Raw genomic sequence first — 22,805 nt, forward strand, 5'->3', positions numbered from 1 at the left:
GACGTCGCGGAAGGTGGCCACGGTAGGCTGCACGGTCGTGATCACCCGCATGTCGCACCTGTTCCTCCGCACCCTCCGAGACGACCCGGCCGACGCCGAGGTCGCGAGCCACAAGCTGCTGGTCCGAGCCGGATACGTGCGACGAATCGCGCCAGGTGTGTACTCGTGGCTGCCTCTGGGGCTGCGGGTGCTGCGGCAGATCGAGCGGGTGGTGCGCGAGGAGATGAACTCCATCGGAGCGCAGGAGATCGCTCTGCCCGCGCTGCTGCCGCGCGAACCCTACGAGGCCACCAACCGGTGGACGGAATACGGCGACAGCCTGTTCCGGCTGAAGGACCGCAAGGGCGGCGACTACCTCCTCGGACCCACCCACGAGGAGCTCTTCGCGCTCACCGTCAAGGGCGAGTACAACTCCTACAAGGACTTCCCGGTCACGCTCTACCAGATCCAGACGAAGTACCGCGACGAGGAGCGCCCCCGCGCCGGCATCCTCCGCGGTCGCGAGTTCGTCATGAAGGACTCCTACAGCTTCGACCTCACCGACGAGGGCCTGGCCGACTCGTACAAGGCTCACCGCGACGCCTACGAGCGCATCTTCGCGCGTCTCGGCGTGAAGTACGTGATCGTCTCGGCCACCTCCGGTGCGATGGGTGGCAGCGCCTCCGAGGAGTTCCTGGCCGACTCGCCTGCGGGTGAGGACACCTACGTGCGGTGCCTCCAATCCGGCTACGCGGCGAACGTCGAAGCGGTGAAGACGCTCGCGCCGGAACCGCTGCCGATCGACGGACAGCCCGAGGCGGTCGTGCACGATACCCCCGGCACCCCGACGATCGTCTCGCTCGTCGCCGCGGCGTCGGAGGTCCTCGGCCGGGAGGTCACCGCGGCCGAGACGCTCAAGAACGTCATGGTCAAGGTCCGGCAGCCCGGTGGCGAGTGGGAGCTGCTCGGCATCGGCATCCCCGGCGACCGCGAGGTCGACGACAAGCGCCTCGAGGCCTCGCTCGAACCCGCCGAGGTCGAGTTGCTCACCGACGCCGACTTCGAGGCCAATCCCTTCCTCGTCAAGGGCTACATCGGCCCGAACGCGCTGCTCGCCAACGGTGTCCGCTACCTCGTCGACCCCCGCGTGGTCGACGGCACCAGCTGGATCACCGGCGCCGACGAGCAGGGCAAGCACGTCTTCGGGCTGGTCGCAGGTCGCGACTTCACCCCGGACGGCACGATCGAGGCCGCCGAGGTGCGCGACGGCGATCCGTCGCCCGACGGAGCCGGCCCGCTCCTCTCCGCCCGCGGCATCGAGATCGGCCACGTCTTCCAGCTCGGCCGCAAGTACACCGATGCCTTCGCGGTGGACGTCCTCGGCGAGAACGGCAAGCCCGTCCGCCCCACGATGGGCTCCTACGGCGTCGGCGTGTCACGCCTCGTCGCGGTGGTCGCCGAACAGCAGCACGACGAGAAGGGCCTGCGCTGGCCGTCGGAGATCGCACCGTTCGATGTGCACCTGGTCATCGCCAACAAGGACGAGCAGACCCGCGAAGGCGCCGAGAACCTCGCCGAGGAACTCTCGAACGCCGGCCTCGAGGTGCTCCTCGACGACCGCAAGGCGTCGCCCGGCGTGAAGTTCAAGGACTCGGAGCTGCTCGGCATGCCGCTCGTCGTCGTGGTCGGCCGCGGCTTCGCCGACGGCAAGGTCGAGGTCCGCGACCGTTTCTCCGGCGAGGCCGACGAACTGCCGATCGGTGAGGTCGTCCAGCGCATCGTCAACCGCTGACGCTCTTATTCGCCGATACAGGCGGAACCCGGTGTCCCTGCGACCTGCCGTCGCGGGGGCACCGGCGTATGTGGCAGAAGTCGCCGTGGTGCGCTGCGCGCCGAACCACAATGAGGTACATGGCCGACAACTGGAGTGCGACCGACAACTACCTCACCGACGTGCTGATCGGCGACGATCCTGCGCTGAGCTCAGCGCTCGAGGCGAACGCCGCAGCGGAACTGCCGCCCATCGACGTGTCCGCGCCGCAGGGCAAGTTCCTGCACCTGCTCGCACGGATCCGGGGTGCCCGCCGGGTCCTGGAGATCGGCACCCTCGGCGGATACTCGACCATCTGGCTTGCCCGGGCCGTCGGGGAGTCCGGCCGGGTGGTCACCCTCGAATACGAGCGCAAGCACGCCGAGGTGGCCCGCGCCAATCTCGACCGCGCCGGCGTCGGTGACCGTGTGGACATCCGGGTCGGCCCCGCCCTGGACTCGCTGCCGGGCCTGGTCGACGAGGATCCCTTCGACCTGGTGTTCATCGACGCCGACAAGGAGAACAACAGCAACTACGTGCGCGCGGCGCTCGGGCTGTCGCGACCCGGCACCGTCATCGTCGTCGACAACGTGGTGCGAGCAGGGACCATCGTCGATCAGGGCAGCGACGACGAACGGGTCCGCGCGTCGCGGGACGTGCTCGAACTGCTCGCCCGCGAACCGCGCCTCGACGCGACGGCGTTGCAGACCGTCGGATCGAAGGGCTGGGACGGCTTCGCGCTGGCGGTCGTGACCGGGTGACCCGTGCTTCGGAGTCGACCGGATCGAGGCCGACCGGATCAAGGTTGACCGGGGAAGGCCACCGACGGCACGACTCCGCGGCTCTGCCGCCACCGCGCCGCCCGCAGGGCCGCCTCGGTGAGTGCGTCCACGGCCGTGGCGCGGGTGGCCTCGCTGCGTGCCCGTTCGACGACGGACCGCCACGCGACCGCGGTGTCGCTCTCTATCTGTTCGGCGAGCTGCGCGGCGGACGCGGCGTCGATCACCGGGAACGGCACGGTGTAACCGGGTGCCGCGACCGGCGGCTCGACGCTCGCGGCGCGCAACGCCTCGATCGTTGCATCACGGCGTGCGCGGTGCGCTGCGGTGTCCTCCGCCACGGCGTTCGCGCGGGCGGGATCCGCGAAGGCCGCGACCACGCCGTATCCGAAGACCGCCGCGTGTTCGGCCTCGAGGGCGTCGACGAGGGCCTGCTGTTCGGAACCGAGTTCGGGTGAGCTCACGGCAACATCACCGCCGTCTGCACGGCGCAGGAGGCGCTGATCGAGGCGAGCAGACCCGCGCGGTAACCCGAGAGCGTGCGTGCGAGGTCGGCGGCTTCGCGCTGCGACCGGTTCAACCGCTCACGGAGCGCCTCGACGGTCGGCAGCTCACCGGTGGGAGTGGTCACGGTGGTCGACGGGGGAGTGAAACTCGTGGTGGCGCCCTCCATCCGGGCGATCTCGGCCTCGAGCGCGTCGGCGTGGGAGGTCCGCTCGGCCGCGATCGTGGTGAGCGGCGCGGACAGCTCCGGCGCCCGCGCGACCAGCGCGGTCGCGATCGCTGCGTCGGTGCGGGCGCGCGTCGCCTGACCCGCCAGCGGATCCGGTTCGGCGGCATCCTCGTCGGAGGCGCCGCACGCGGTGATCGTCGTGATTCCGAATCCACCGACGGCGACCGACGACCATCGCAGGAGGGTTCGTCGGGAGACGGTGGGACGGTCGAGTGGCATCGGCACCGGACCATCCTGCCAGTCGCGTCGTCCGACGAAGGACGCCGCCCTGGTCACAGCAGCAGGAGACGCGGGTTAGGCTTGATGTCTGCCGGTACGCATCCGTTCCGGCCCGCTGTCCGCTGCGACCACAACTGAACGAGGAGCCCGCCCGCCATGCCTGTGCCGCCCCCGGAGAGGATCGTCGAGCTCGTCTCCGATCTGCTCGCCAGAGAGGGATACGACCTCGAGGACGTGGTGGTCACGGCCGCCGGAAAGCACAGTACGGTGCGCCTCCTCGTCGACAGCGACGCAGGTCTCGGTCTCGACGAGGCGGCCCGCCTGAGCAGGATCGTCTCCGAGGCCTTCGACGGAGTCTCGGACTTCGGCGAGTCGCCCTACGTCCTGGAGGTCACCAGCCCCGGGATCGGCCGGCCCCTGACCGAGCCCCGCCACTGGCGGCGCGCTCAGGGTCGCAAGACGAAGGTGGAACTGGCCGACGAGACCCTCGTCGCACGCATCGGCGAGCTCGTCGGCGACGAGATCAGGCTCGTCCTGCCCGATCGGTCCGGGCCGGTCGTGCGTTCGGTCCCGCTCTCGGCGGTGCGCAGAGCGGTGGTGGAGGTGGAGTTCTCCCCGCCGCCACCGAGGGAACTCGAGCTCGCGGGCGGGGTTCCGGACGGCCGGGTCGCGGCCGGGGAGCTGGCCGAAGGGCCCGAGGACGACACGGGCAGCGACGACCACGACGAGACGAACGAAACGAAGGTGGACAAGTGAATATCGAGATCGCCGCCCTGCGCATGCTCGAGGCGGAGAAGAACATCCCGTTCGACGAGCTGATCGCGACGCTCGAGACGGCCCTGCTCACGGCGTACAGGCACGTCGACGGACACCAGCCGCACGCGCGGGTCGTGGTCGACACGAAGACCGGCGCCATCCAGGTCCTCGCCGAGGAGCGCGACGCCGACGGCAACCTGATCGCCGAGTGGGACGACACTCCCGAGGACTTCGGCCGGATCGCGGCGACCACCGCGCGTCAGGTCATCATGCAGCGCATCCGCGACGCCGAGCACGAACAGCGCTTCGGTGAGTTCGCGACCCACGAGGGTGAGATCGTCAGCGGCGTCGTGCAGCGCGACTCGCGTGCCAACGCCCGCGGCATGGTCGTCGTGAAGATCGGCGGCGAGACGAACAACGCCGAGGGACTGATCCCGCCGGCCGAGCAGGTGCCGGGGGAGTCCTATGAGCACGGCGACCGCATCAAGTGCTACGTCGTGGGCGTCTCCCGCGGACAGCGCGGCCCGCAGATCACCCTGTCGCGGACGCATCCCAATCTGGTGCGCAAGTTGTTCGCCCTCGAGGTCCCGGAGATCGCCGACGAGTCGGTGGAGATCGTCGCCGTCGCCCGCGAGGCCGGGCACCGCTCGAAGATCGCCGTGCACTCGACCGTCCCCGGCCTCAACGCCAAGGGTGCGTGCATCGGACCGATGGGGCAGCGGGTGCGCAACGTGATGCGCGAACTCGGCGAGGAGAAGATCGACATCATCGACTACGACGAGGACCCCGCGAAGTTCGTGGGCAACGCACTGTCGCCGTCGAAGGTGGTGTCGGTCACGGTCGTCGACCCCGACGCGCGCGCCGCCCGGGTGGTCGTTCCCGACTTCCAGTTGTCCCTCGCGATCGGCAAGGAAGGGCAGAACGCCCGGCTCGCGGCCCGGCTGACCGGCTGGCGGATCGACATCCGCAGCGACGCGGCACCGGCCGGGAACGACGATTCGCGCGGCGGCTCGACAGGCGCGTAGGAGTGGGATGCGGGATTCCGGGCAAATCAGCGGTACAGTGGTCGATGGTTCAGCATGACCTGTCCTCGACCGGCGGGGAACGCACCACTACGGTGCGGACCTGTGTCGGATGTCGGCAGCGAACGCTGGCTGCCGAACTGCTCCGGGTGGTGGCGCGCGAGAAGGAACCGTCAGGTTTCGCCGTGATTCCCGATCCCCGACGCAGGCTTCCCGGGCGAGGTGCTTGGTTGCATCCCAACCCGGAATGTCTGGGCCTGGCGGTTCGGCGTCGAGCATTCGGCAGGGCACTGCGCGTGACCGGGTATCCGGACACCACAGCGCTGGATCAGCTGGTCGGGTCCACGGCACAGTGATCACGGACGCATCGAGTCGGCCTCGGCCGGGTACGACGATCGTGGGAACGACGACGAGGAACACCAACAGTGACATCGCACTCTGAGAAGAACAGGCACGAACACTCATGAGCACACCGTGAAGCACCAGCGATGAACGTCCATCGGAGATAACCCGAGGTCGTGCGGGCAGTCGGCCGCTCGACCTCATCAGTGAGGAGAGCAGTGGCAGGCAAGGCCCGCGTGCACGAGTTGGCGAAAGAACTCGGTGTCACCAGCAAGGAACTACTCGCACGCCTGAAGGAACAGGGCGAGTTCGTCAAGTCCGCGTCGTCGACCGTCGAACCGCCGGTCGCGCGTCGACTGCGCGAATCGTTCGGTAAGACCGAAGGCGATGCAGCCGCGAAGGCTGCACCCAACCCCGCACCGAAGCCCGGTGCCCCCCGGCCGGGTCCCCGGCCCACCCCTGCGAGCCCGGCCCCCGCGGCCGAGACCGCGCGTCCGAAGCCCGGCGCACCGAAGCCGGCTGCTCCCAAGCCCGCTCCGGCACCGGAGGAGCCTGCGGCTCCCGCGCCGCAGGCCCCCGCTGCCCAGGCGGCACCGCAGTCCCCGGCTGCTCAGGCTCCCAGCGCGACGCCGCAGGCTCCCGCGGCCAAGCCCGGCCCCAAGCCGGCCGGTCCGCGTCCGGGTCCGAAGACCCCGCGCGTCGGTAACAACCCGTACTCCTCGGCTCCGGCCGAGCGTCCCGCTCCGCGTCCGGGTGCCCCGCGCCCCGGCCCGGGCGGACCGCGTCCTACCCCCGGACAGGGCGGCCCCCGCCCCACGCCCGGACAGGGACGTCCCGCAGCAGGCCCCGGTGGCCCGCGTCCCGGACCCGGCCAGGCCGGTCCGCGTCCGGCTCCCGGACAGGGCGGTCCCCGCCCCGCGCCCGGACAGGGCGGTCCCCGTCCGTCCCCGGGTTCGATGCCCCCGCGTCCCAACCCGGGTGCGATGCCTCAGCGTGCTGCGCGTCCGGCCGCATCCGGTCGTCCGGGTCGTCCGGGCGGAGCTCCCGGTGGACGTCCCGGTGGCGGTGGCGGCGGCTACCGCGGTGGCGGCGCCGGTGGCGGCGCACCTGCAGGTGCAGGTGCTCCCGGTGGTTTCCGCGGTCGCCCCGGTGGCGGTGGCGGTGGACGCGGTCGCGGCGGTGCAGCCGGCGCGTTCGGTCGTCCCGGTGGCGCTCCGCGTCGTGGTCGTAAGTCGAAGCGGCAGAAGCGGCAGGAATACGATTCGATGCAGGCGCCGTCGGTCGGCGGCGTGCGGTTGCCGCGTGGCAACGGCGAGACCATCCGTCTCGCTCGCGGCGCATCGCTGTCCGACTTCGCCGAGAAGATCGACGCGAACCCGTCGGCCCTGGTGCAGGCGCTGTTCAACCTCGGTGAGATGGTCACGGCCACTCAGTCGGTGAACGACGACATCCTCGAGCTGCTCGGCTCGGAGATGAACTACGTCGTGCAGGTCGTCTCGCCCGAGGATGAGGACCGCGAGCTGCTCGAGTCGTTCGACATCCAGTACGGCGAGGACGAGGGCGGCGAGGAAGACCTCCAGCAGCGTCCGCCGGTGGTCACCGTCATGGGTCACGTCGACCACGGCAAGACCCGCCTGCTCGACACGATCCGGAAGGAGAACGTCGGCGAGGGTGAGGCCGGTGGCATCACCCAGCACATCGGTGCCTACCAGGTGATGACGCACCTCAACGGTGAAGATCGCCTGATCACCTTCATCGACACCCCGGGTCACGAGGCGTTCACCGCGATGCGTGCCCGCGGCGCGAAGGCGACGGACATCGCGATCCTCGTGGTCGCAGCCGACGACGGCGTCATGCCGCAGACGGTGGAGGCGATCAACCACGCACAGGCCGCCGATGTCCCGATCGTGGTCGCGGTGAACAAGATCGACAAGGAGGGTGCGAACCCTCAGAAGATCCGTCAGCAGCTCACCGAGTACGGGCTGGTGGCGGAGGAGTACGGCGGCGACACCATGTTCGTCGACATCTCCGCGAAGCAGAACCTCAACATCGACCAGCTGCTCGAAGCGGTGCTGCTCACCGCCGACGCAGCGCTCGATCTGCGGGCCAACCCGGACATGGAGGCGCAGGGCGTCGCCATCGAGGCGCACCTCGACCGCGGTCGCGGTCCGGTGGCCACGGTGCTCGTCCAGCGCGGCACTCTGCGGGTCGGCGACTCGATCGTCGCCGGCGACGCCTACGGCCGCGTGCGCCGCATGGTCGACGAACACGGCGAGGACGTGCTCGAGGCACTGCCTTCGCGTCCGGTCCAGGTCGTCGGCTTCACGTCGGTGCCCGGCGCCGGGGACAACCTCGTCGTCGTCGAAGAGGACCGCATCGCGCGTCAGATCGCCGACCGGCGTAATGCCCGCAAGCGCAACGCGCTCGCAGCACGTAGCCGTAAGCGCATCAGCCTCGAGGATCTCGATGCCGCTCTCAAGGAGCACAACGAGCTCAACCTCATCCTCAAGGGCGACAACTCGGGTACCGTCGAGGCCCTCGAAGAGGCGCTCATGGGTATCGAGATCGACGACGAGGTGCGCCTGCGGGTCATCGACCGCGGTGTCGGTGGCGTCACCGAGACCAACGTCAACCTCGCTGCCGCGTCGAACGCCGTGATCATCGGCTTCAACGTCCGCGCCGAGGGCAAGGCCACCGAGCTCGCGAACCGCGAGGGTGTCGACATCCGCTACTACTCGGTCATCTACCAGGCGATCGACGAGGTGGAGAAGGCCCTCAAGGGCATGCTCAAGCCGATCTACGAGGAGGTCGAGCTCGGCCGCGCCGAGATCCGCGCCATCTTCAAGTCGTCGAAGGTCGGCAACATCGCGGGTTGCCTCGTGCAGTCCGGCATCGTCAAGCGCAACGCGAAGGCCCGCCTCATCCGCGACAGCAACGTCGTGGCCGAGACGGTCACCATCTCGTCGCTGCGCCGCGAGAAGGACGACGTCACCGAGGTCCGCGAGGGCTTCGAGTGCGGTTTGACGATCACCTACTCCGACATCAAGGTCGGCGACGTGATCGAGGCGTACGAGTTGCGCGAGAAGCCGCGCGACTGATCCACCCGCACCCGTGGCGGTGAACGATTCGTCGTTCGCCGCCACGGGTGTGTCGGGACGCCCGACCCGGCCGGCACGGAGCCGACCGGACGGCCGACCGGAGTGTCCTCGAGGAGAGAAGCGAATGTATCTGGGAGCGCTCGAACTCGACCTGCTGCTCGGCGACGTGCATTCGCTCAAGCAGAAGAGATCGGCGATCCGTCCGGTGGTCGCAGAACTGCGCCGGCTCGGGGTGTCCGCCGCCGAAACCGGGGAACACGATCTGTACCGCCGGGCGCAGGTGGGTGTGGCGGTCGTCGCCCCCGACCTCGCGCACGTCGGAGAGATACTGGACAAGTGTGAGCGGCTGGTCGCCCAGCGGCCCGAACTCGACCTGCTGTCGGTCAGACGCAGGCTGTACGGGCCCGAGGACTGATCCCGGCCGCACGACAGGCCGCCTGCCGGCGGCTACAGAAGGGAACGAACGACATGGCCGATCCAGCACGGGCTCGCCGACTCGCGAAGCGCATTGCCACCATCGTGGCCACCGCCATCGACCTCGAGATCAAGGATCCGCGCCTCGAGTTCGTGACGATCACCGACGCGAAGGTCACCGCGGATCTGCACGACGCCACCGTCTACTACACGGTCCGGGGCGCGGATCTGAACACCGAACCCGATCACGAGGCCGCTGCTGCCGGCCTCGAGAAGGCCAAGGGCGTGCTCCGCTCGAAGGTCGGCGCCGGCACCGGTGTGCGGTTCACCCCGACGCTGACGTTCGTCACCGACACCGTGCCCGACACGGCACGGCACATGGAGGAACTCCTCGCGCGCGCTCGCGCGGCCGACGACGAGGTCGCACGCGCCCGTGAGGGCGCCGTTCCGGCCGGCGATGCCGATCCCTACAAGGAATCCCGTGAGCGCGACGCCGGTGACGACGACGAATAACGCACCGGTGCCCGACCCGACTCCTCCGGTGGTCCCGTCGCACCGGGACGATGCCGGCGTCCCGTCCGGCCCGGCAGGATCCGTCGACCTGCACGGTGCCGCCGCACTGCTCGACGCGGCGGCCACCGTGACGGTGCTGTGCCACATCAACCCCGACGCCGACACCCTCGGCAGCGGGCTGGCCCTCGGGCTGGCGCTCGAGCGACGCGGTGTCACCGTGCAGGTCGCGTTCGGTTCGCCCGCGAACATGCCGGACTCGATGCGGTCGCTGCCGGGCGCACACCTGGTCACGCCGGTCGCGGAGGTACGCCGTGAGGCCGATCTCGTGGTGACCGTCGACTGCGGTACCGCGGGCCGTCTCGGTGTCCTGCGCGACCGTCTGAAGACCGCCCCGAACGTCCTGGTGATCGACCACCACCTGTCCAACACGCGGTTCGGCACCCACAACCTCGTCGACCCGGAGTCCGAGGCCACCGCGATGGTGCTCGCCGACCTCTTCGACGTGTGGGGTGTCGAGATCGACGCCGCACTCGCGCACTGCCTGTACGCGGGACTGGTAACCGACACCGGATCGTTCCGCTGGGGTCGCCCGCAGGCCCACGGACTTGCCGAGCGCCTGCTCGCCACCGGTATCGACGGCACGTCGATCACGCGGGCCCTGCTCGACACCCATCCCTTCGGGTGGTTGCCGATGCTGTCGTCGGTGCTGGCCACCGCCACACTCGAACGCGACGCTGCTCAGGGCAGGGGACTGGTCTACGCCTTCGTCCGGCGCGCCGACTCCGCGCATCTCGGTCCGGAGGAGGTCGAGAGCGTCATCGACATCGTGCGCACCACCGCCGAGGCCGAGGTCGCCGCGGTGTTCAAGGAGGTCGCTCCCGAGGAGTGGACCGTCTCGCTGCGCGCGAAGACCTCGGTGGACGTGTCCGCCGTCGCCACCGCACTCGGCGGCGGAGGACACCGCCTGGCGGCGGGGTACACCGCCCACGGCGACACCGATCGGATCGTCGCCGCCCTGCGCGGCGTGCTCGGTTGACTGCGTCCGGCGGGTCGCCCGCCTCCGAGACGCCCGGCGGCTCACGCGCCTCTGAGACGCCCGGCGGCTTACGCGCCTCTGAGACGCCCGGCGGCTCACACGCTTCCGACGTCACCGGACGGCGGATCCTCGGGCTCGTCCTTCCCGCCCTCGGGGTGCTCGCGGCCGAACCGCTCTACCTGCTGTTCGACATCGCCGTCGTCGGCCGGCTGGGGGCGCTGCCCCTGGCCGGTCTCGCGATCGGCGGGTTGATCCTCGCGCAGGTGAGCACCCAGCTCACCTTCCTGTCGTACGGCACCACCGCGCGCGCGGCGCGTTTCCACGGTGCGGACCGGCACGACGACGCTGTCGGCGAGGGCGTGCAGGCGACCTGGCTCGCGATGATCGTCGGACTTGCGATCCTGCTCGTCGGCCAGGCGCTGGCCGGTCCCGTCGCGCGGCTGCTCGCCGGCGATGCCGAGATCGCCGACGCCGCCGTCTCGTGGCTGCGCGTCGCGCTGTTCGGGGCTCCCCCGATCCTCGTCGGCCTGGCCGGGAACGGTTGGATGCGCGGCGTCCAGGACACGATGCGGCCGCTGCGATTCGTCATCGCCGGCCTCGCCCTGTCGGCGGTGCTGTGCCCGGTACTGGTCCACGGACTGCTGGGCGCTCCCCGGTGGGAACTCGTCGGTTCGGCCATCGCCAACGTGATCGGGCAGTCCGTGACGGCCGTCCTGTTCGTCGTGGCGCTGCTGCGGTCCGGGGTTCCGCTGCGACCGCGACCCGCCGTGATCGGGGCACAGTTGCGGCTCGGNCGCGCAGCCTCGCATTCCAGGCCTGCTTCCTGTCCGCGGCGGCGGTGGCGTCGCGTTTCGGTGCGGCCGCGGTGGCCGGTCATCAGGTCGTGCTGCAACTGTGGACCTTCGTGACCCTCACTCTGGACTCGCTGGCGATCGCTGCGCAGGCCCTCGTCGGCGCCGCGCTCGGTGCGGCCGACCGCCGGGGCGCGACTCGCCTGGCGTGGCGGTTGTCGGCGTGGTCGGTGATCTTCGCCGTCGTCCTCGCGGTGGTCTTCGTGGCGGGGAAGGATGTGATTCCTGATCTGTTCACCACCGATACCGAGGTGCTCGACCAGATCGGCGTCGCGTGGTGGTTCTTCGTCGCGATCATGCCGCTCGCGGGAATCGTCTTCGCACTCGACGGTGTTCTCCTCGGTGCGGGGGACGCCGCCTTCCTGCGCACCGCGACGCTGGCCTCGGCGCTGTTCGGCTTCCTGCCGTTGATCTGGTTGTCGCTCGCGTACGACTGGGGTCTGGCGGGTATCTGGACGGGGCTTACGGTGTTCATCGTGTTCCGGATGATCGCCGTCGTGTGGCGCACGCTCTCGGGACGATGGGCGGTGACGGGCGCGGACCGGCAGGTGCGCGTCCAGGACGAGTCGGGAGGTTAGTGCGTGGCAGCGAAGCTGTGGGCGATCAGCGACATCCATGTGGGTCATCGGGGCAACCGGCCGGTCACCGAGGACCTGTATCCGGAGTCGCCCGACGACTGGTTGATCGTCGCGGGCGACGTGTCGGAGAAGACCGACGACATCCGGTGGGCGCTGTCGCTGCTCCGCAGCCGGTTCGCGAAGGTGATCTGGGTGCCCGGCAACCACGAACTGTGGACGACCGCCAAGGACCCGGTGCAGATGTTCGGGGTCGCGCGCTACGACTATCTCGTCACTATGTGCCGCGAACTCGACGTGCTCACCCCTGAGGATCCGTATCCGATCTGGGAGGGCGAGGACGGGCCGGTGGTGCTCGTGCCGATGTTCCTGCTCTACGACTACTCGTTCCTGCCGGAGGGCACCACGACGAAGGCGGACGGGCTCGCGCTGGCGCGCGAACGCAACGTCGTCGCGACCGACGAGTTCCTACTGAAGCCGGATCCGTACATCACGCGCGACACCTGGTGCCGGGTACGCGTGGATCAGACCCGCGCCCGTCTCGACGCGCTCGACCCCGCCCTGCCCACCGTGCTGATCAACCACTTCCCGCTGGTGCGCGAACCCACGCGGATGTTGTTCTACCCCGAGTTCGCCCTGTGGTGCGGTACCACCGAGACGGCCGACTGGCACCTGCGCTACCGGGCGCTGTGCAGCGTGTACGGCCACCTGCATATCCCGCGGACCACCTACTACGACGGGGTGCGCTTCGAGGAGGTCTCGGTCGGCTACCCGCGCGAATGGCAGCGACGCGGCATGCCGGAGCAGCCCCTGCGGCAGATCCTCCCCGTCCCGGAGTATCCGCCGGGCAGCCTGAACAAGTGGGGCGGTCATTTCACCGTGACCCCCGAGATGGAAGCCGAGGCCGAGAAGATGCGGGCTCAACGAGAGAAGGAGTTGCGGTGACCGAACCGGACACCGGGCAGAAGACGGACACGCGTGGCGCGCTGATCGGGCGCATCGTGCCGGACGGCGTCGCTGCAGCCGAGTTGTTCGAGGACCCACCGGGACTGCGGCCGCATCCCCAGGAGGAGCCGCTCGTGGCGCGGGCCGTGGAGAAGCGGCGCCGCGAGTTCGCCGGTGCCCGTCATTGCGCCCGCCAGGCCATGCGCACCCTCGGCGTCGACCCCGCGCCGGTACTGCGCGGAGAGATGGGCGATCCCGTCTGGCCTCGCGGCGTCGTCGGCAGCCTCACCCACTGCGACGGCTATCGCGGTGCCGTGCTGGGCTATTCGCTGCAGATCCGATCGCTCGGCATCGACGCCGAACCGCACGACGTGCTCCCCGACGGGGTGCTGCCCGCGGTGAGCCTCGAACCCGAACGCGAGTGGCTCGCCTCGGCCGGCGACGACCTGCACTGGGACCGTCTGCTGTTCTGCGCCAAGGAGGCCACCTACAAGGCGTGGTTCCCGCTGACGAAGAGGTGGCTGGGCTTCGAGGACGCCCACATCACCTTCGAGCGCGACACCACCTCGGACGTGGTCACCGGCACCTTCCACTCGCGACTGCTCGTCCCCGGCGACACCCTCGACGGGCAGCCGCTGACGGGCTTCGACGGACGGTGGCTCATCGCCGACGGTCTCGTCCTCACCGCGATCACGGTGCGCTGATGAACGACGCCGCACCCCCGCAGGAACATCCGGCACTCGCCCGCGCAGGCCTGCTCGTCGTCGACAAGCCGGCCGGCATGACGAGCCACGACGTGGTGGCGCGCTGCCGCCGACTGCTCGGCACCCGCAAGGTCGGGCACGCGGGCACTCTCGACCCCATGGCGACGGGCGTGCTCGTCCTCGGCGTCGAGCGCGCCACCAAGCTGCTCGGGCTGCTCGCACTGACGACCAAGTCGTACACCGCGACGATCCGTCTCGGGCAGAGCACCGTTACGGACGACGCGGAAGGCGAGACCGTCGCGACCACCGATGCGACGCACGTGACCGACGAGCAGATCGGCGAGGGCGTGGCCGCGCTGACAGGCGACATCCAGCAGGTGCCCGCCAGCGTCAGCGCCATCAAGATCGACGGCAAGCGCGCCTACGCCCGCATGCGCGAGGGGGAGGCGGTCGAGTTGAAGGCCCGGCCGGTCACGGTCTCGCGGTTCGACGTCCTCGCCCGCCGCGATGTGCCCGGGAGCGGCTTCGTGGACGTCGACGTCGACGTGGACTGCTCGTCCGGCACCTACATTCGGGCGCTCGCACGCGATCTCGGCGCGGCCCTCGGAGTGGGCGGTCATCTCACGGCGCTGCGTCGCACGAAGGTCGGCCCGTTCGGCCTCGAACATGCCCGCACGCTCGAACAGCTCGCCGACGACCCGACGCCGAGCCTCGACATCGACGCGGCCGTGCGCACGGCCTTCGAGTGCCGCACCATCAGCGACGAGGAGGTGGGGCTGCTCGCGAACGGCCGCTGGCTCGAGCCCGTCGGGATCCACGGCGTCTACGGCGCCGTGGATGCGCAGGGTCGGGCCGCGGCGCTGCTGCAGGAGAGGGGCAAGCGGGCTGCGGCGGTGTTCGTGGTGCGTCCCTCCAACATGTGAGCGGGCTCGGACGGGCCGGATCGCAGCCGGCTCAGACGAGCCAGATCGCTTCCGCCGCCGGGTGACCGAGATCGATCGTGCGGCCCTCGGTCCGGCCCAACCGGACCGAGATGGTTCCGGCGAAGTCGCGACGTTCGAGCACGGTGATGTCGGTGTCGAGGGCGATCCCGACCTCGTCGAAGTAGCGCAGCATCGCGGGGTCGGAGTCGGAGATGCGGGCCACGCGGCCGTGGTCGCCGTCGTTGAACTCGCTCAGGGCGCGGGCGGGTGGTGACGGGATCGTGCCGTCGGGCGCCGGGATCGGGTCGCCGTGCGGGTCGCGTTCGGGATGACCGAGTTTGGTGTCGATCGCTGCGACCATCCGTTCGGAGACGGCGTGCTCGAGGATCTCGGCCTCGTCGTGCACTTCGTCCCACCCGTAGCCGAGCTCGCGGACCAGGAAGGTCTCGATGAGGCGGTGGCGCCGGACCATCGCCACGGCGGCCTGCCGGCCCTCGTCGGTGAGGGAGATCGCGCCGTAGCGCTCGTGGTCGACGAGTCCCTGGTCCGCGAGGCGGCGTACCGCTTCGGACACCGTGGACGCCGACACGCCCAGCTTCTCGGCGAGCAGCTTGGTGGAGATCTTCTCCCCGGACCACTCCTGGACCGTCCACATGATCTTGAGATAGTCCTGTGCGACCGAGGACAGCAGCTCGGTCGCGGTGGTCTCGTTACTCTCAGGCACGCGTCCAGCTTAGGTAACCGTCACCCGGGAATCACGCTCTCCGTCGGCTCGCTGGTCCTTTCGCTCTCCGGCGCGCGGCGACGCATCACGAGCCGGGTGACGACACCCTGACGCGGAGCGAACAGGTACGCGAGGGTGAAGACCACGGCCTGGGCGAGCACCACCACGCCGCCGGTCGCGGCGTCGGTGTAGTAGCTCGTGTACACACCGACCACCGAGGCGATCACTGCGAGTACCGGTGCGATCACCAGCATCCGGGCCATCCGGTCGGTGAGCAGATAGGCGGTCGCGCCGGGGATGATGAGCATCGCGACGACGAGGATCACGCCGACCGCCTGCAGCGCGCTGACGATCGTCACCGCGAGCAGCGACAACAGCAACGCCGACAGCGCGGCGGGGGACAGGCCGAGGGTGTGCGCCTGGACGCGGTCGAAGGCGAACAGCGTCAGATCGCGGCGCTTCGCGACGAGGACGGCCAGCACGACGGCCGCCAGGATCGACACCTGCCAGACGTCGCCCGTCGCGAGCCCGAGCAGGTTTCCGAACAGCACGTGGTGCAGGTCGATCTGGCTCGGGTTCTTCGAGATCAGCACCACGCCCAGGGCGAACAGTGTCGTGAAGACGATGCCGATGGTGGCGTCCTCCTTGACGCGGCTCGTGCCGCGGACGAGCCAGATCAACGCGACGGCGATGCCGGCGAAGACGAGGGCTCCGAGCGCGAACGGCACCCCCACCAGATAGGCGAGGACGACACCGGGCAGCACGGCGTGCGAGACCGCGTCGCCCATCAGCGACCAGCCGATGAGCACGAGCCAGCAGCTGAGCAGCGCGCACACGATCGTCGCGGCGACCGCGACGAGCAGCGCGCGCTGCATGAAGCCGTACTGCAGGGGTTCGATCAGCACGTCGATCATCGTCCGGCCTCCTGTGCGTATGTCTCCCGTGCGACGTCCTCGGCTCGTCCACCGTTCGCAGGTGGGGGAGCGCCGAAGGCGCGGGCGAGGTTTTCCGGGAGGAGGACCTCCTCGGGGGAGCCGTGCACGAGCACGCGCCGCTGCAGCAGTACCGCCTCGTCGCACAGTTGCGCCAGACCTGCAAGATCGTGGGTGGCGACGAGGATCGCGTGGCCGCTCGCCGCCAGTTCGCGGATGACGCCGGTCAGCGCGTGCTCGGTGGTGGTGTCGACCCCCGCGAACGGCTCGTCGAGCAGCAGCAGCGGCGAGCCCTGCGCGATCGCCCGTGCCACGAAGACACGCTTGCGCTGGCCGCCCGAGAGCTGCCCGATCTGCCGGCCGGACAACGCGGTCATGCCCACGCGTTCGAGCGCGGCGTCGACGGCCTCGTGGTCGGCGGGGCGCGGGCGGCGCAGGAAGCCCTGGTGGCCGTAGCGGCCCGTCATGACGACGTCGCGCACGCCGATCGGGAAGTTCCAGTCGACGGCCTCGGACTGCGGCACGTAGGCGACCTGCGTGCGGCGACGCGCCACGGCGGTGGTCGTCCCGCCGATGGTGACGCGACCCGAGGTGGGTCGCACGAGACCCATGATCGTCTTGAACAGCGTCGACTTACCCGAGCCGTTGGTTCCCACGAGTCCGCAGACGCGGCCGGGTGCGAGTTTCAGGGTGACGTTCTGCAGGGCCAGGACGGTGTCGTAGCGCACCGTCACGTCGTCGACGAACAGTGCCGGTGTGTCGAGTGTCGAAGTCATGGCCTCAGTCCCGTCGTGATGACGTCGATGTCGTGTCGGAGCAGATCGAGGTAGGTGGGGACGGGACCGTCCGCCTCGGAGAGCGAATCGACGTAGAGGATTCCGCCGAATTCCGTTCCGGTATCGGCCGCGACCTGCCGTTGCGCCTTGTCCGAGACGGTCGATTCGCAGAACACCGCCGGAACCTCGTTGGTGCGCACGAAATCGACGGTCCGGGCGATCTGCTGCGGGGTGCCCTGCTGGTCGGAGTTCACCGGCCACAGATAGGCCTCCTGCAGCCCGGCGTCGCGCGCGAGATAGCTGAACGCGCCCTCACAGGTGACGAGTGCGCGCCGGTCGGCGGGCACGCTGTCGAGGGCGGTGACGAGTTCGGTGTGGAGACCGTCGAGTTCGGCCTTGTACGCCTCGGCGCGGGCCGCGAAGTCGTCCGCGTGCTCGGGGGCGAGGTCGGCCAGTGCCGCGGCGATGTTGTCGACGTAGACGCGGGCGGCGAGGGGGGACATCCAGGCGTGGGGGTTGTAGGGACCCGTCGTCGCGCCCTCACCGATCGGCAGTGGGTCCACACCCTCGCTCACGACCACGTGCTCGGCGTCGACATCGGCGACGAACTGTTCGAACCACCGCTCGAGACCGAGTCCGTTGTCGAGGACGAGGTCGGCCTCGGTCGCGAACCGCAGGTCGCCCGGCGTGGGCTCGTAGCCGTGGACCTCGGCGCCGGGCTTGGTGATGGACTCGACCCGCACGTGGTCGCCGCCGACGTTGCGCGCCATGTCGGCGAGGACGGTGAAGGTGGTCAGGACCAGGGGCCGATCGTCGGCGGAACCGGTGGTCGAACATGCCGCGAGGGCGGCGGCGCAGGCCGTGGCCGCGAAGGTGGCGATCATGCGACCGGCACGGGAGGATACGGACCGTGTTCTGTGGGCTCTCGACGAAAAGTTCGGCACACCGAAATTATGCATTCGCCGAGCCGTCACCGTCATGTGGGGCGCTCTGGGAGCCATCCGGGCGTGCCCGACCCGCTCACGGGCCGTAGGCTGCCGATGTGCAGAGATGGCGAGGTCTGGACGAAATTCCTGCGGACTGGGGTCGGTGTGTACTCACGATCGGCGTGTTCGACGGCGTACACCGCGGCCATCAGCAGCTCATAGCGCGTGCCGTCGAGGCCGCGCGGGCACGCGGTGTGGCCGCCGTGCTCATGACCTTCGATCCCCACCCCATGGAAGTGGTCCGCCCGGGCAGCCACCCGGCGCAGCTGACCACCCTCGCGCGACGCGCCGAGCTCGCCGAGGAACTCGGTATCGACGTTTTCTGCGTCATGCCGTTCACCCCGGAATTCATGAAGCTCTCGCCGGAGCGGTACGCCCACGAGATCCTCGTCGAGCGACTGCACGTGGCCGAGGTGGTCGTGGGGGAGAACTTCACCTTCGGAAAGAAGGCGGCCGGCACCGTCGACATGCTGCGCTCGATCGGTGAGCGTTTCGGGTTCGCGGTGCAGGGGCTCACGCTGGTCGCCGAGCACGCCGTGACGTTCTCGTCGACCTACATTCGTTCGTGCGTCGACGCCGGGGACGTCGTTGCGGCCGCGGACGCACTCGGTCGCCCGCACCGGGTCGAAGGCGTGGTCGTGCACGGCGACGGTCGCGGTCGCGGACTCGGATTCCCGACCGCCAACGTCGCACCGCCGATCTACGCGGCGATCCCCGCCGACGGCGTGTACGCGGCCTGGTTCACGGTGCTCGACTCCGGTTCTCCCGTCGAGGGACTCACAGCTGGTCAGCGCTACCTCGCAGCCGTGTCGGTGGGCACCAATCCGACCTTCTCCGGACGCAAGCGCACGGTGGAGGCGTTCGTCCTCGACGAGAAGGCCGATCTCTACGGCCAGCACGTGGCGGTCGACTTCGTCGAGCGGCTGCGGGGCATGGAGAAGTTCGATTCCGTGGAAGCGTTGATCTCCGCGATGCACCGCGACGCCGAACGGGCGCGAGAGGTTCTCACGAAGACTCCCCAGTGACACCGACTTCGAGTGACACCGACTCTCGAGTGACGTGGGTGTCCGTCGACCGTCCGGTGTCGTCCGAACGAACGCAACTGCGAGTTCGGTACGAAAAAGGTCTTGTCCGCCGTCTTCTCCGAGGACCGGGGGCGCACCCCGGACCGCGAGTCGATTCTGTCGTTCTTCGCCTCCCGCATGCACCTGGTCAGTGCTCTGGCACGTCGGATCGCCGACGCGCCGGGCTCACTGGACTATCCCTACTGGGTGAAGGCCGACCTCGCCGTCGACGACGGTGTCGCTCGCGATCGAGCGCTACTACCGCGAGCGCGGGGAGGATCTGCCCTCGGAGTACGCGGCGGTACCCGTGGCGCTCGGCGGTCACCGTCCTGGCCCCGGCACGGGACGACCTCCGTCCCGACCGCGACATCGACCGGTACGTCGAGTTGCTCGACCAGGTTTTCGCCGAGGTGTCGGCCGCGGTGGGCCGCGCGGGTGCCGGCCGGCGCTGAACCCGATCGTGGTTCGGCGGCAGAAGTCGGCTCTGATAGGCTGGACCGTCGGTGCGCGCTGCGGTTCGCGGTGGCCGTACCGGGCGGACTCCGGTCCGTCTACCGTCACGCGGACGTCAGTTGTACAGGAGTGACCCAGTGGCTCTGACCACCGAACAGAAGAAGCAGATCCTCGGCGAGTACGGCCTCCACGAGACCGACACCGGCTCCCCCGAGGCGCAGGTGGCACTGCTCACCAAGCGCATCGTGGACCTCACCGAGCACCTCAAGCAGCACAAGCACGACCACCACTCCCGCCGCGGCCTGCTGCTGCTGGTCGGTCGTCGTCGCCGCCTGCTGAAGTACGTCGAGAAGGTCGACGTCGAGCGTTACCGCTCGCTCATCCAGCGTCTGGGTCTGCGTCGCTGACGCGGACAGGACACGACCTGATCTGCATTCGCTGATCTTTTCCGGCAGCCGACGGGGTACCCACTACACTGGGCCTCGTTGGCTGTCGGTGTTTGTGCCGGTTCGGCCGGCGACTTCCATCGCCTCCAATGGTGATGATCCGTATGCACCGACGGTGTCGGTCCTCGGTAGTGACCTTCCGGTCCCGTCGGGTGTCGTATCCCGAATCCGCCGGAGGGTTTCGATCGACGACCGCCTCCGTGAGTCGGTGCGCAGCCGTGGCCACGGGGGTCGCGGCGCCCGCGCGGGTACGGCGAAGACGAAGAGGGAAGAGAAGACATACAGATGACAAGCACTACCGCAGTCGAGATCGACGAAGGGGTCTACGAGACCACCGCAACGCTCGACAACGGTGCCTACGGCACCCGCACCATCCGTTTCGAGACCGGCCGCCTCGCACGCCAGGCCGCCGGTTCGGTCGTCGCCTATCTCGACGACGAGACCATGCTGCTCTCGGCCACCAGCGCCTCGAAGCAGCCCAAGGACCAGTTCGACTTCTTCCCGTTGACGGTGGACGTCGAGGAGCGCATGTACGCCGCGGGTCGCATCCCCGGCTCGTTCTTCCGTCGTGAGGGACGCCCCTCCACCGACGCGATCCTGACCTGCCGTCTGATCGACCGGCCGCTGCGCCCGTCCTTCGTCGACGGTCTGCGCAACGAGATCCAGGTCGTCGTCACGGTTCTGAGCCTGAACCCGAACGACCTCTACGACGTCGTCGCGATCAACGCCGCGTCGGCCTCCACCCAGCTCGCCGGCCTGCCGTTCTCCGGCCCGGTCGGTGGCGTGCGTGTCGCGCTCATCGTCTCCGACGACAACAAGTCGGGCCAGTGGGTCGCGTTCCCGACCGTCGAGCAGCTCGAGAACGCCGTCTTCGACATGGTCGTCGCCGGTCGCATCGTCGGTGGGGGAGACAACCCCGACACCGCGGACGTCGCGATCATGATGGTCGAGGCCGAGGCGACCGAGAACGTCATCGCGCTCGTCGACGGTGGCGCCCAGGCGCCCACCGAGTCCGTCGTGGCCGAGGGCCTCGAGGCGGCGAAGCCGTTCATCGCCCGCCTGTGCATCGCGCAGCAGCAGCTCGCCGCCGCCTCCGCGAAGCCCACCGGTGAGTTCCCGCTATTCCCGCCCTACCAGGACGACGTCTACACCGCGGTCGAGTCCGCCGCGTCGGAGAAGCTCGCCGAGGCGCTCACCATCGCCGGCAAGCAGGAGCGCGACGACCGCACCGACGAGATCAAGGTCGAGGTGCTCGCGCAGGTCGCTCCGAACTTCGAGGGTCGCGAGAAGGAGATCGGCGCTGCCTTCCGCTCATTGACCAAGAAGCTCGTGCGCCAGCGCATCCTGCGCGACCAGTTCCGCATCGACGGCCGCGGTGTCACCGACATCCGTGCCCTCTCCGCCGAGGTCGCGGTCGTTCCCCGCGCCCACGGTTCGGCGCTGTTCGAGCGCGGCGAGACCCAGATCATGGGTGTCACCACGCTCGACATGGTGAAGATGGCGCAGCAGGTCGACTCGCTCGGTCCCGAGACCAGCAAGCGCTACATGCACCACTACAACTTCCCGCCGTACTCCACCGGTGAGACCGGTCGTGTCGGCTCGCCGAAGCGTCGCGAGATCGGCCACGGTGCCCTCGCAGAGCGCGCGCTCATCCCGGTTCTGCCGAGCCAGGAGGAGTTCCCCTACGCCATCCGTCAGGTCTCCGAGGCCCTCGGCTCGAACGGCTCGACGTCCATGGGTTCGGTCTGCGCCTCGACGCTATCGATGCTCAACGCCGGTGTGCCGCTCAAGGCCCCGGTCGCCGGTATCGCCATGGGCCTGGTCTCCGACGAGGTCGAGCTCGAGGACGGCACCCGCGAGACCCGCTACGTCGCCCTCACCGACATCCTCGGTGCGGAGGACGCGTTCGGCGACATGGACTTCAAGGTCGCCGGCACGAAGGACTTCGTGACCGCCCTGCAGCTCGACACCAAGCTCGACGGTATCCCGTCGCAGGTCCTCGCCGGTGCGCTCTCGCAGGCCCACGATGCCCGCGCCACGATCCTCGAGGTCATGGCCGAGGCCATCGACACGCCCGACGAGATGAGCGAATTCGCTCCGCGAATCACCACCATCAAGGTCCCGGTGGACAAGATCGGTGAGGTCATCGGCCCCAAGGGCAAGATGATCAACTCGATCACCGAGGAGACCGGCGCCAACATCTCCATCGAAGATGACGGCACCGTCTACGTCGGTGCAGCGGACGGCCCGTCCGCGCAGGCCGCGATCGACAAGATCAACGCCATCGCCAACCCGCAGCTGCCGAAGGTCGGCGAGCGCTTCCTCGGCACCGTGGTCAAGACCACGGCGTTCGGAGCGTTCGTCTCCCTGCTCCCCGGCCGCGACGGCCTGGTGCACATCAGCAAGCTCGGCAACGGCAAGCGCATCGCCAAGGTCGAGGACGTCGTGAACGTCGGTTCGAAGATCCGCGTCGAGATCGCCGACATCGACAACCGCGGCAAGATCAGCCTCGTCCCCGTCGAGGACGAGTCGGCCGAGGCTGCTGCGACCGGCGAGAACGCCGAGTCCTGATCACCCCACCCGCCTGCCGGTTCCCGGTGGGCGCGTGAACCCCGCACCCGTGGCGCCCGACATCCGGTCGGGCACCACGGGTGCGGCGTTTCCGGCAAACCATGGTTACCGGGGTGCAACGGCCGGACGTCATCCGGGTGAGGTTCCGCCGAAC

At 69.4% G+C, this 22,805-nt stretch carries 21 protein-coding genes and 2 pseudogenes; 17 read left to right on the top strand and 6 right to left on the bottom strand.

What is annotated here, in order from left to right; genetic code table 11:
* The first annotated feature begins 37 nt into the window (after positions 1-37).
* Together QR64_RS20425 and QR64_RS20430 are read left to right on the top strand one after the other, a co-directional pair.
* Positions 38-1,771 (top strand): proline--tRNA ligase, encoded by a 1,734-nt coding sequence (locus QR64_RS20425; protein WP_039587376.1) that lies wholly within the window; start codon positions 38-40, stop codon positions 1,769-1,771.
* A 119-nt stretch (positions 1,772-1,890) separates the two neighbouring features.
* Positions 1,891-2,550, top strand: a complete 660-nt coding sequence (locus QR64_RS20430; RefSeq protein WP_039586990.1) for an O-methyltransferase — start codon at positions 1,891-1,893, stop codon at positions 2,548-2,550.
* Between the two features lie 38 nt (positions 2,551-2,588).
* Here the strand turns inward: QR64_RS20430 and QR64_RS20435 are convergent, their stop codons facing one another.
* Together QR64_RS20435 and QR64_RS20440 are read right to left on the bottom strand one after the other, a co-directional pair.
* Positions 2,589-3,032, bottom strand: coding sequence for a ferritin-like domain-containing protein (locus tag QR64_RS20435; protein ID WP_006554231.1), 444 nt, complete (start codon positions 3,030-3,032; stop codon positions 2,589-2,591).
* The gene (locus QR64_RS20440; RefSeq protein WP_006554230.1) at positions 3,029-3,526 is read right to left on the bottom strand and encodes a hypothetical protein; all 498 of its coding nucleotides are present in this window, start codon (positions 3,524-3,526) and stop codon (positions 3,029-3,031) included. Before QR64_RS20440 ends, QR64_RS20435 begins: the two co-directional genes overlap by 4 nt.
* Before the next feature lie 150 nt (positions 3,527-3,676).
* Here QR64_RS20440 and rimP point away from each other — a divergent pair, with 150 nt between their 5' ends.
* The 12 genes and pseudogenes from rimP to truB all read left to right on the top strand — a co-directional run bounded on the left by rimP (position 3,677) and on the right by truB (position 14,699).
* Entirely contained in the window at positions 3,677-4,276 is a 600-nt protein-coding gene (gene rimP, locus QR64_RS20445; protein ID WP_019289143.1) for a ribosome maturation factor RimP, read from the top strand.
* Positions 4,273-5,301 carry a transcription termination factor NusA gene (gene nusA / locus QR64_RS20450; RefSeq protein WP_006554228.1) on the top strand — a complete coding sequence of 343 codons (1,029 nt, stop codon included), beginning with the start codon at positions 4,273-4,275 and terminating at the stop codon, positions 5,299-5,301. Before rimP ends, nusA begins: the two co-directional genes overlap by 4 nt.
* A 44-nt stretch (positions 5,302-5,345) precedes the next feature.
* A complete protein-coding gene (locus QR64_RS26175; RefSeq protein ID WP_084222392.1) occupies positions 5,346-5,654 on the top strand; it encodes a YlxR family protein in 309 nt (102 codons plus the stop codon).
* 204 nt (positions 5,655-5,858) lie between these two features.
* A complete protein-coding gene (gene infB / locus QR64_RS20455) occupies positions 5,859-8,738 on the top strand; it encodes a translation initiation factor IF-2 (RefSeq protein ID WP_039586991.1) in 2,880 nt (959 codons plus the stop codon).
* Positions 8,739-8,862: 124 nt separating this feature from the next.
* Complete coding sequence (locus QR64_RS20460; protein WP_006551275.1) at positions 8,863-9,153, top strand: DUF503 domain-containing protein; 291 nt, start codon at positions 8,863-8,865, stop codon at positions 9,151-9,153.
* Positions 9,154-9,206: 53 nt separating this feature from the next.
* The gene (gene rbfA, locus QR64_RS20465) at positions 9,207-9,665 is read left to right on the top strand and encodes a 30S ribosome-binding factor RbfA (RefSeq protein WP_006551274.1); all 459 of its coding nucleotides are present in this window, start codon (positions 9,207-9,209) and stop codon (positions 9,663-9,665) included.
* Between the two features lie 28 nt (positions 9,666-9,693).
* Complete coding sequence (locus QR64_RS20470) at positions 9,694-10,701, top strand: DHH family phosphoesterase (protein WP_052227384.1); 1,008 nt, start codon at positions 9,694-9,696, stop codon at positions 10,699-10,701.
* 125 nt (positions 10,702-10,826) lie between these two features.
* A pseudogene (locus QR64_RS28315) lies at positions 10,827-11,494 on the top strand (MATE family efflux transporter); the annotation flags it as partial.
* A 1-nt stretch (position 11,495) separates the two neighbouring features.
* Positions 11,496-12,130, top strand: a pseudogene (locus tag QR64_RS28320) (MATE family efflux transporter); the annotation flags it as partial.
* Between the two features lie 3 nt (positions 12,131-12,133).
* Positions 12,134-13,072, top strand: coding sequence for a metallophosphoesterase family protein (locus QR64_RS20480; protein WP_006551271.1), 939 nt, complete (start codon positions 12,134-12,136; stop codon positions 13,070-13,072).
* A gap of 41 nt (positions 13,073-13,113) precedes the next feature.
* Positions 13,114-13,776, top strand: coding sequence for a 4'-phosphopantetheinyl transferase Npt (gene npt / locus QR64_RS20485; RefSeq protein ID WP_033096709.1), 663 nt, complete (start codon positions 13,114-13,116; stop codon positions 13,774-13,776).
* On the top strand, positions 13,776-14,699 hold the full coding sequence (gene truB, locus QR64_RS20490; RefSeq protein WP_039586994.1) for a tRNA pseudouridine(55) synthase TruB: 924 nt from the start codon (positions 13,776-13,778) through the stop codon (positions 14,697-14,699). Before npt ends, truB begins: the two co-directional genes overlap by 1 nt.
* 31 nt (positions 14,700-14,730) lie before the next feature.
* On the opposite strand, the gene QR64_RS20495 is transcribed toward truB, so the two are convergent.
* The 4 genes from QR64_RS20495 to QR64_RS20510 are packed head-to-tail and all read right to left on the bottom strand — an operon-like array spanning position 14,731 to position 18,015.
* Positions 14,731-15,423 carry a metal-dependent transcriptional regulator gene (locus QR64_RS20495; RefSeq protein ID WP_006551268.1) on the bottom strand — a complete coding sequence of 231 codons (693 nt, stop codon included), beginning with the start codon at positions 15,421-15,423 and terminating at the stop codon, positions 14,731-14,733.
* A gap of 20 nt (positions 15,424-15,443) precedes the next feature.
* Positions 15,444-16,337 (bottom strand): metal ABC transporter permease, encoded by an 894-nt coding sequence (locus tag QR64_RS20500; RefSeq protein WP_033096522.1) that lies wholly within the window; start codon positions 16,335-16,337, stop codon positions 15,444-15,446.
* Positions 16,334-17,131, bottom strand: coding sequence for a metal ABC transporter ATP-binding protein (locus QR64_RS20505; protein WP_006551266.1), 798 nt, complete (start codon positions 17,129-17,131; stop codon positions 16,334-16,336). The genes QR64_RS20500 and QR64_RS20505 overlap by 4 nt, the downstream gene beginning before the upstream one ends.
* Positions 17,128-18,015, bottom strand: a complete 888-nt coding sequence (locus QR64_RS20510; RefSeq protein ID WP_006551265.1) for a metal ABC transporter substrate-binding protein — start codon at positions 18,013-18,015, stop codon at positions 17,128-17,130. Before QR64_RS20510 ends, QR64_RS20505 begins: the two co-directional genes overlap by 4 nt.
* Before the next feature lie 158 nt (positions 18,016-18,173).
* Here QR64_RS20510 and QR64_RS20515 point away from each other — a divergent pair, with 158 nt between their 5' ends.
* The 3 genes from QR64_RS20515 (at position 18,174) to QR64_RS20525 (ending at position 22,651) form a co-directional block, all read left to right on the top strand.
* Positions 18,174-19,142 (top strand): bifunctional riboflavin kinase/FAD synthetase, encoded by a 969-nt coding sequence (locus tag QR64_RS20515; RefSeq protein ID WP_006551264.1) that lies wholly within the window; start codon positions 18,174-18,176, stop codon positions 19,140-19,142.
* 629 nt (positions 19,143-19,771) lie between these two features.
* Positions 19,772-20,041, top strand: coding sequence for a 30S ribosomal protein S15 (rpsO, locus tag QR64_RS20520; RefSeq protein ID WP_006551263.1), 270 nt, complete (start codon positions 19,772-19,774; stop codon positions 20,039-20,041).
* Positions 20,042-20,365: 324 nt separating this feature from the next.
* Positions 20,366-22,651, top strand: a complete 2,286-nt coding sequence (locus QR64_RS20525; RefSeq protein ID WP_039586996.1) for a polyribonucleotide nucleotidyltransferase — start codon at positions 20,366-20,368, stop codon at positions 22,649-22,651.
* Positions 22,652-22,805: the final 154 nt, after the last annotated feature.

The organism is Rhodococcus sp. Chr-9, from assembly GCF_000801125.1.
In the GTDB taxonomy this organism is placed as follows: domain Bacteria; phylum Actinomycetota; class Actinomycetes; order Mycobacteriales; family Mycobacteriaceae; genus Rhodococcus; species Rhodococcus pyridinivorans.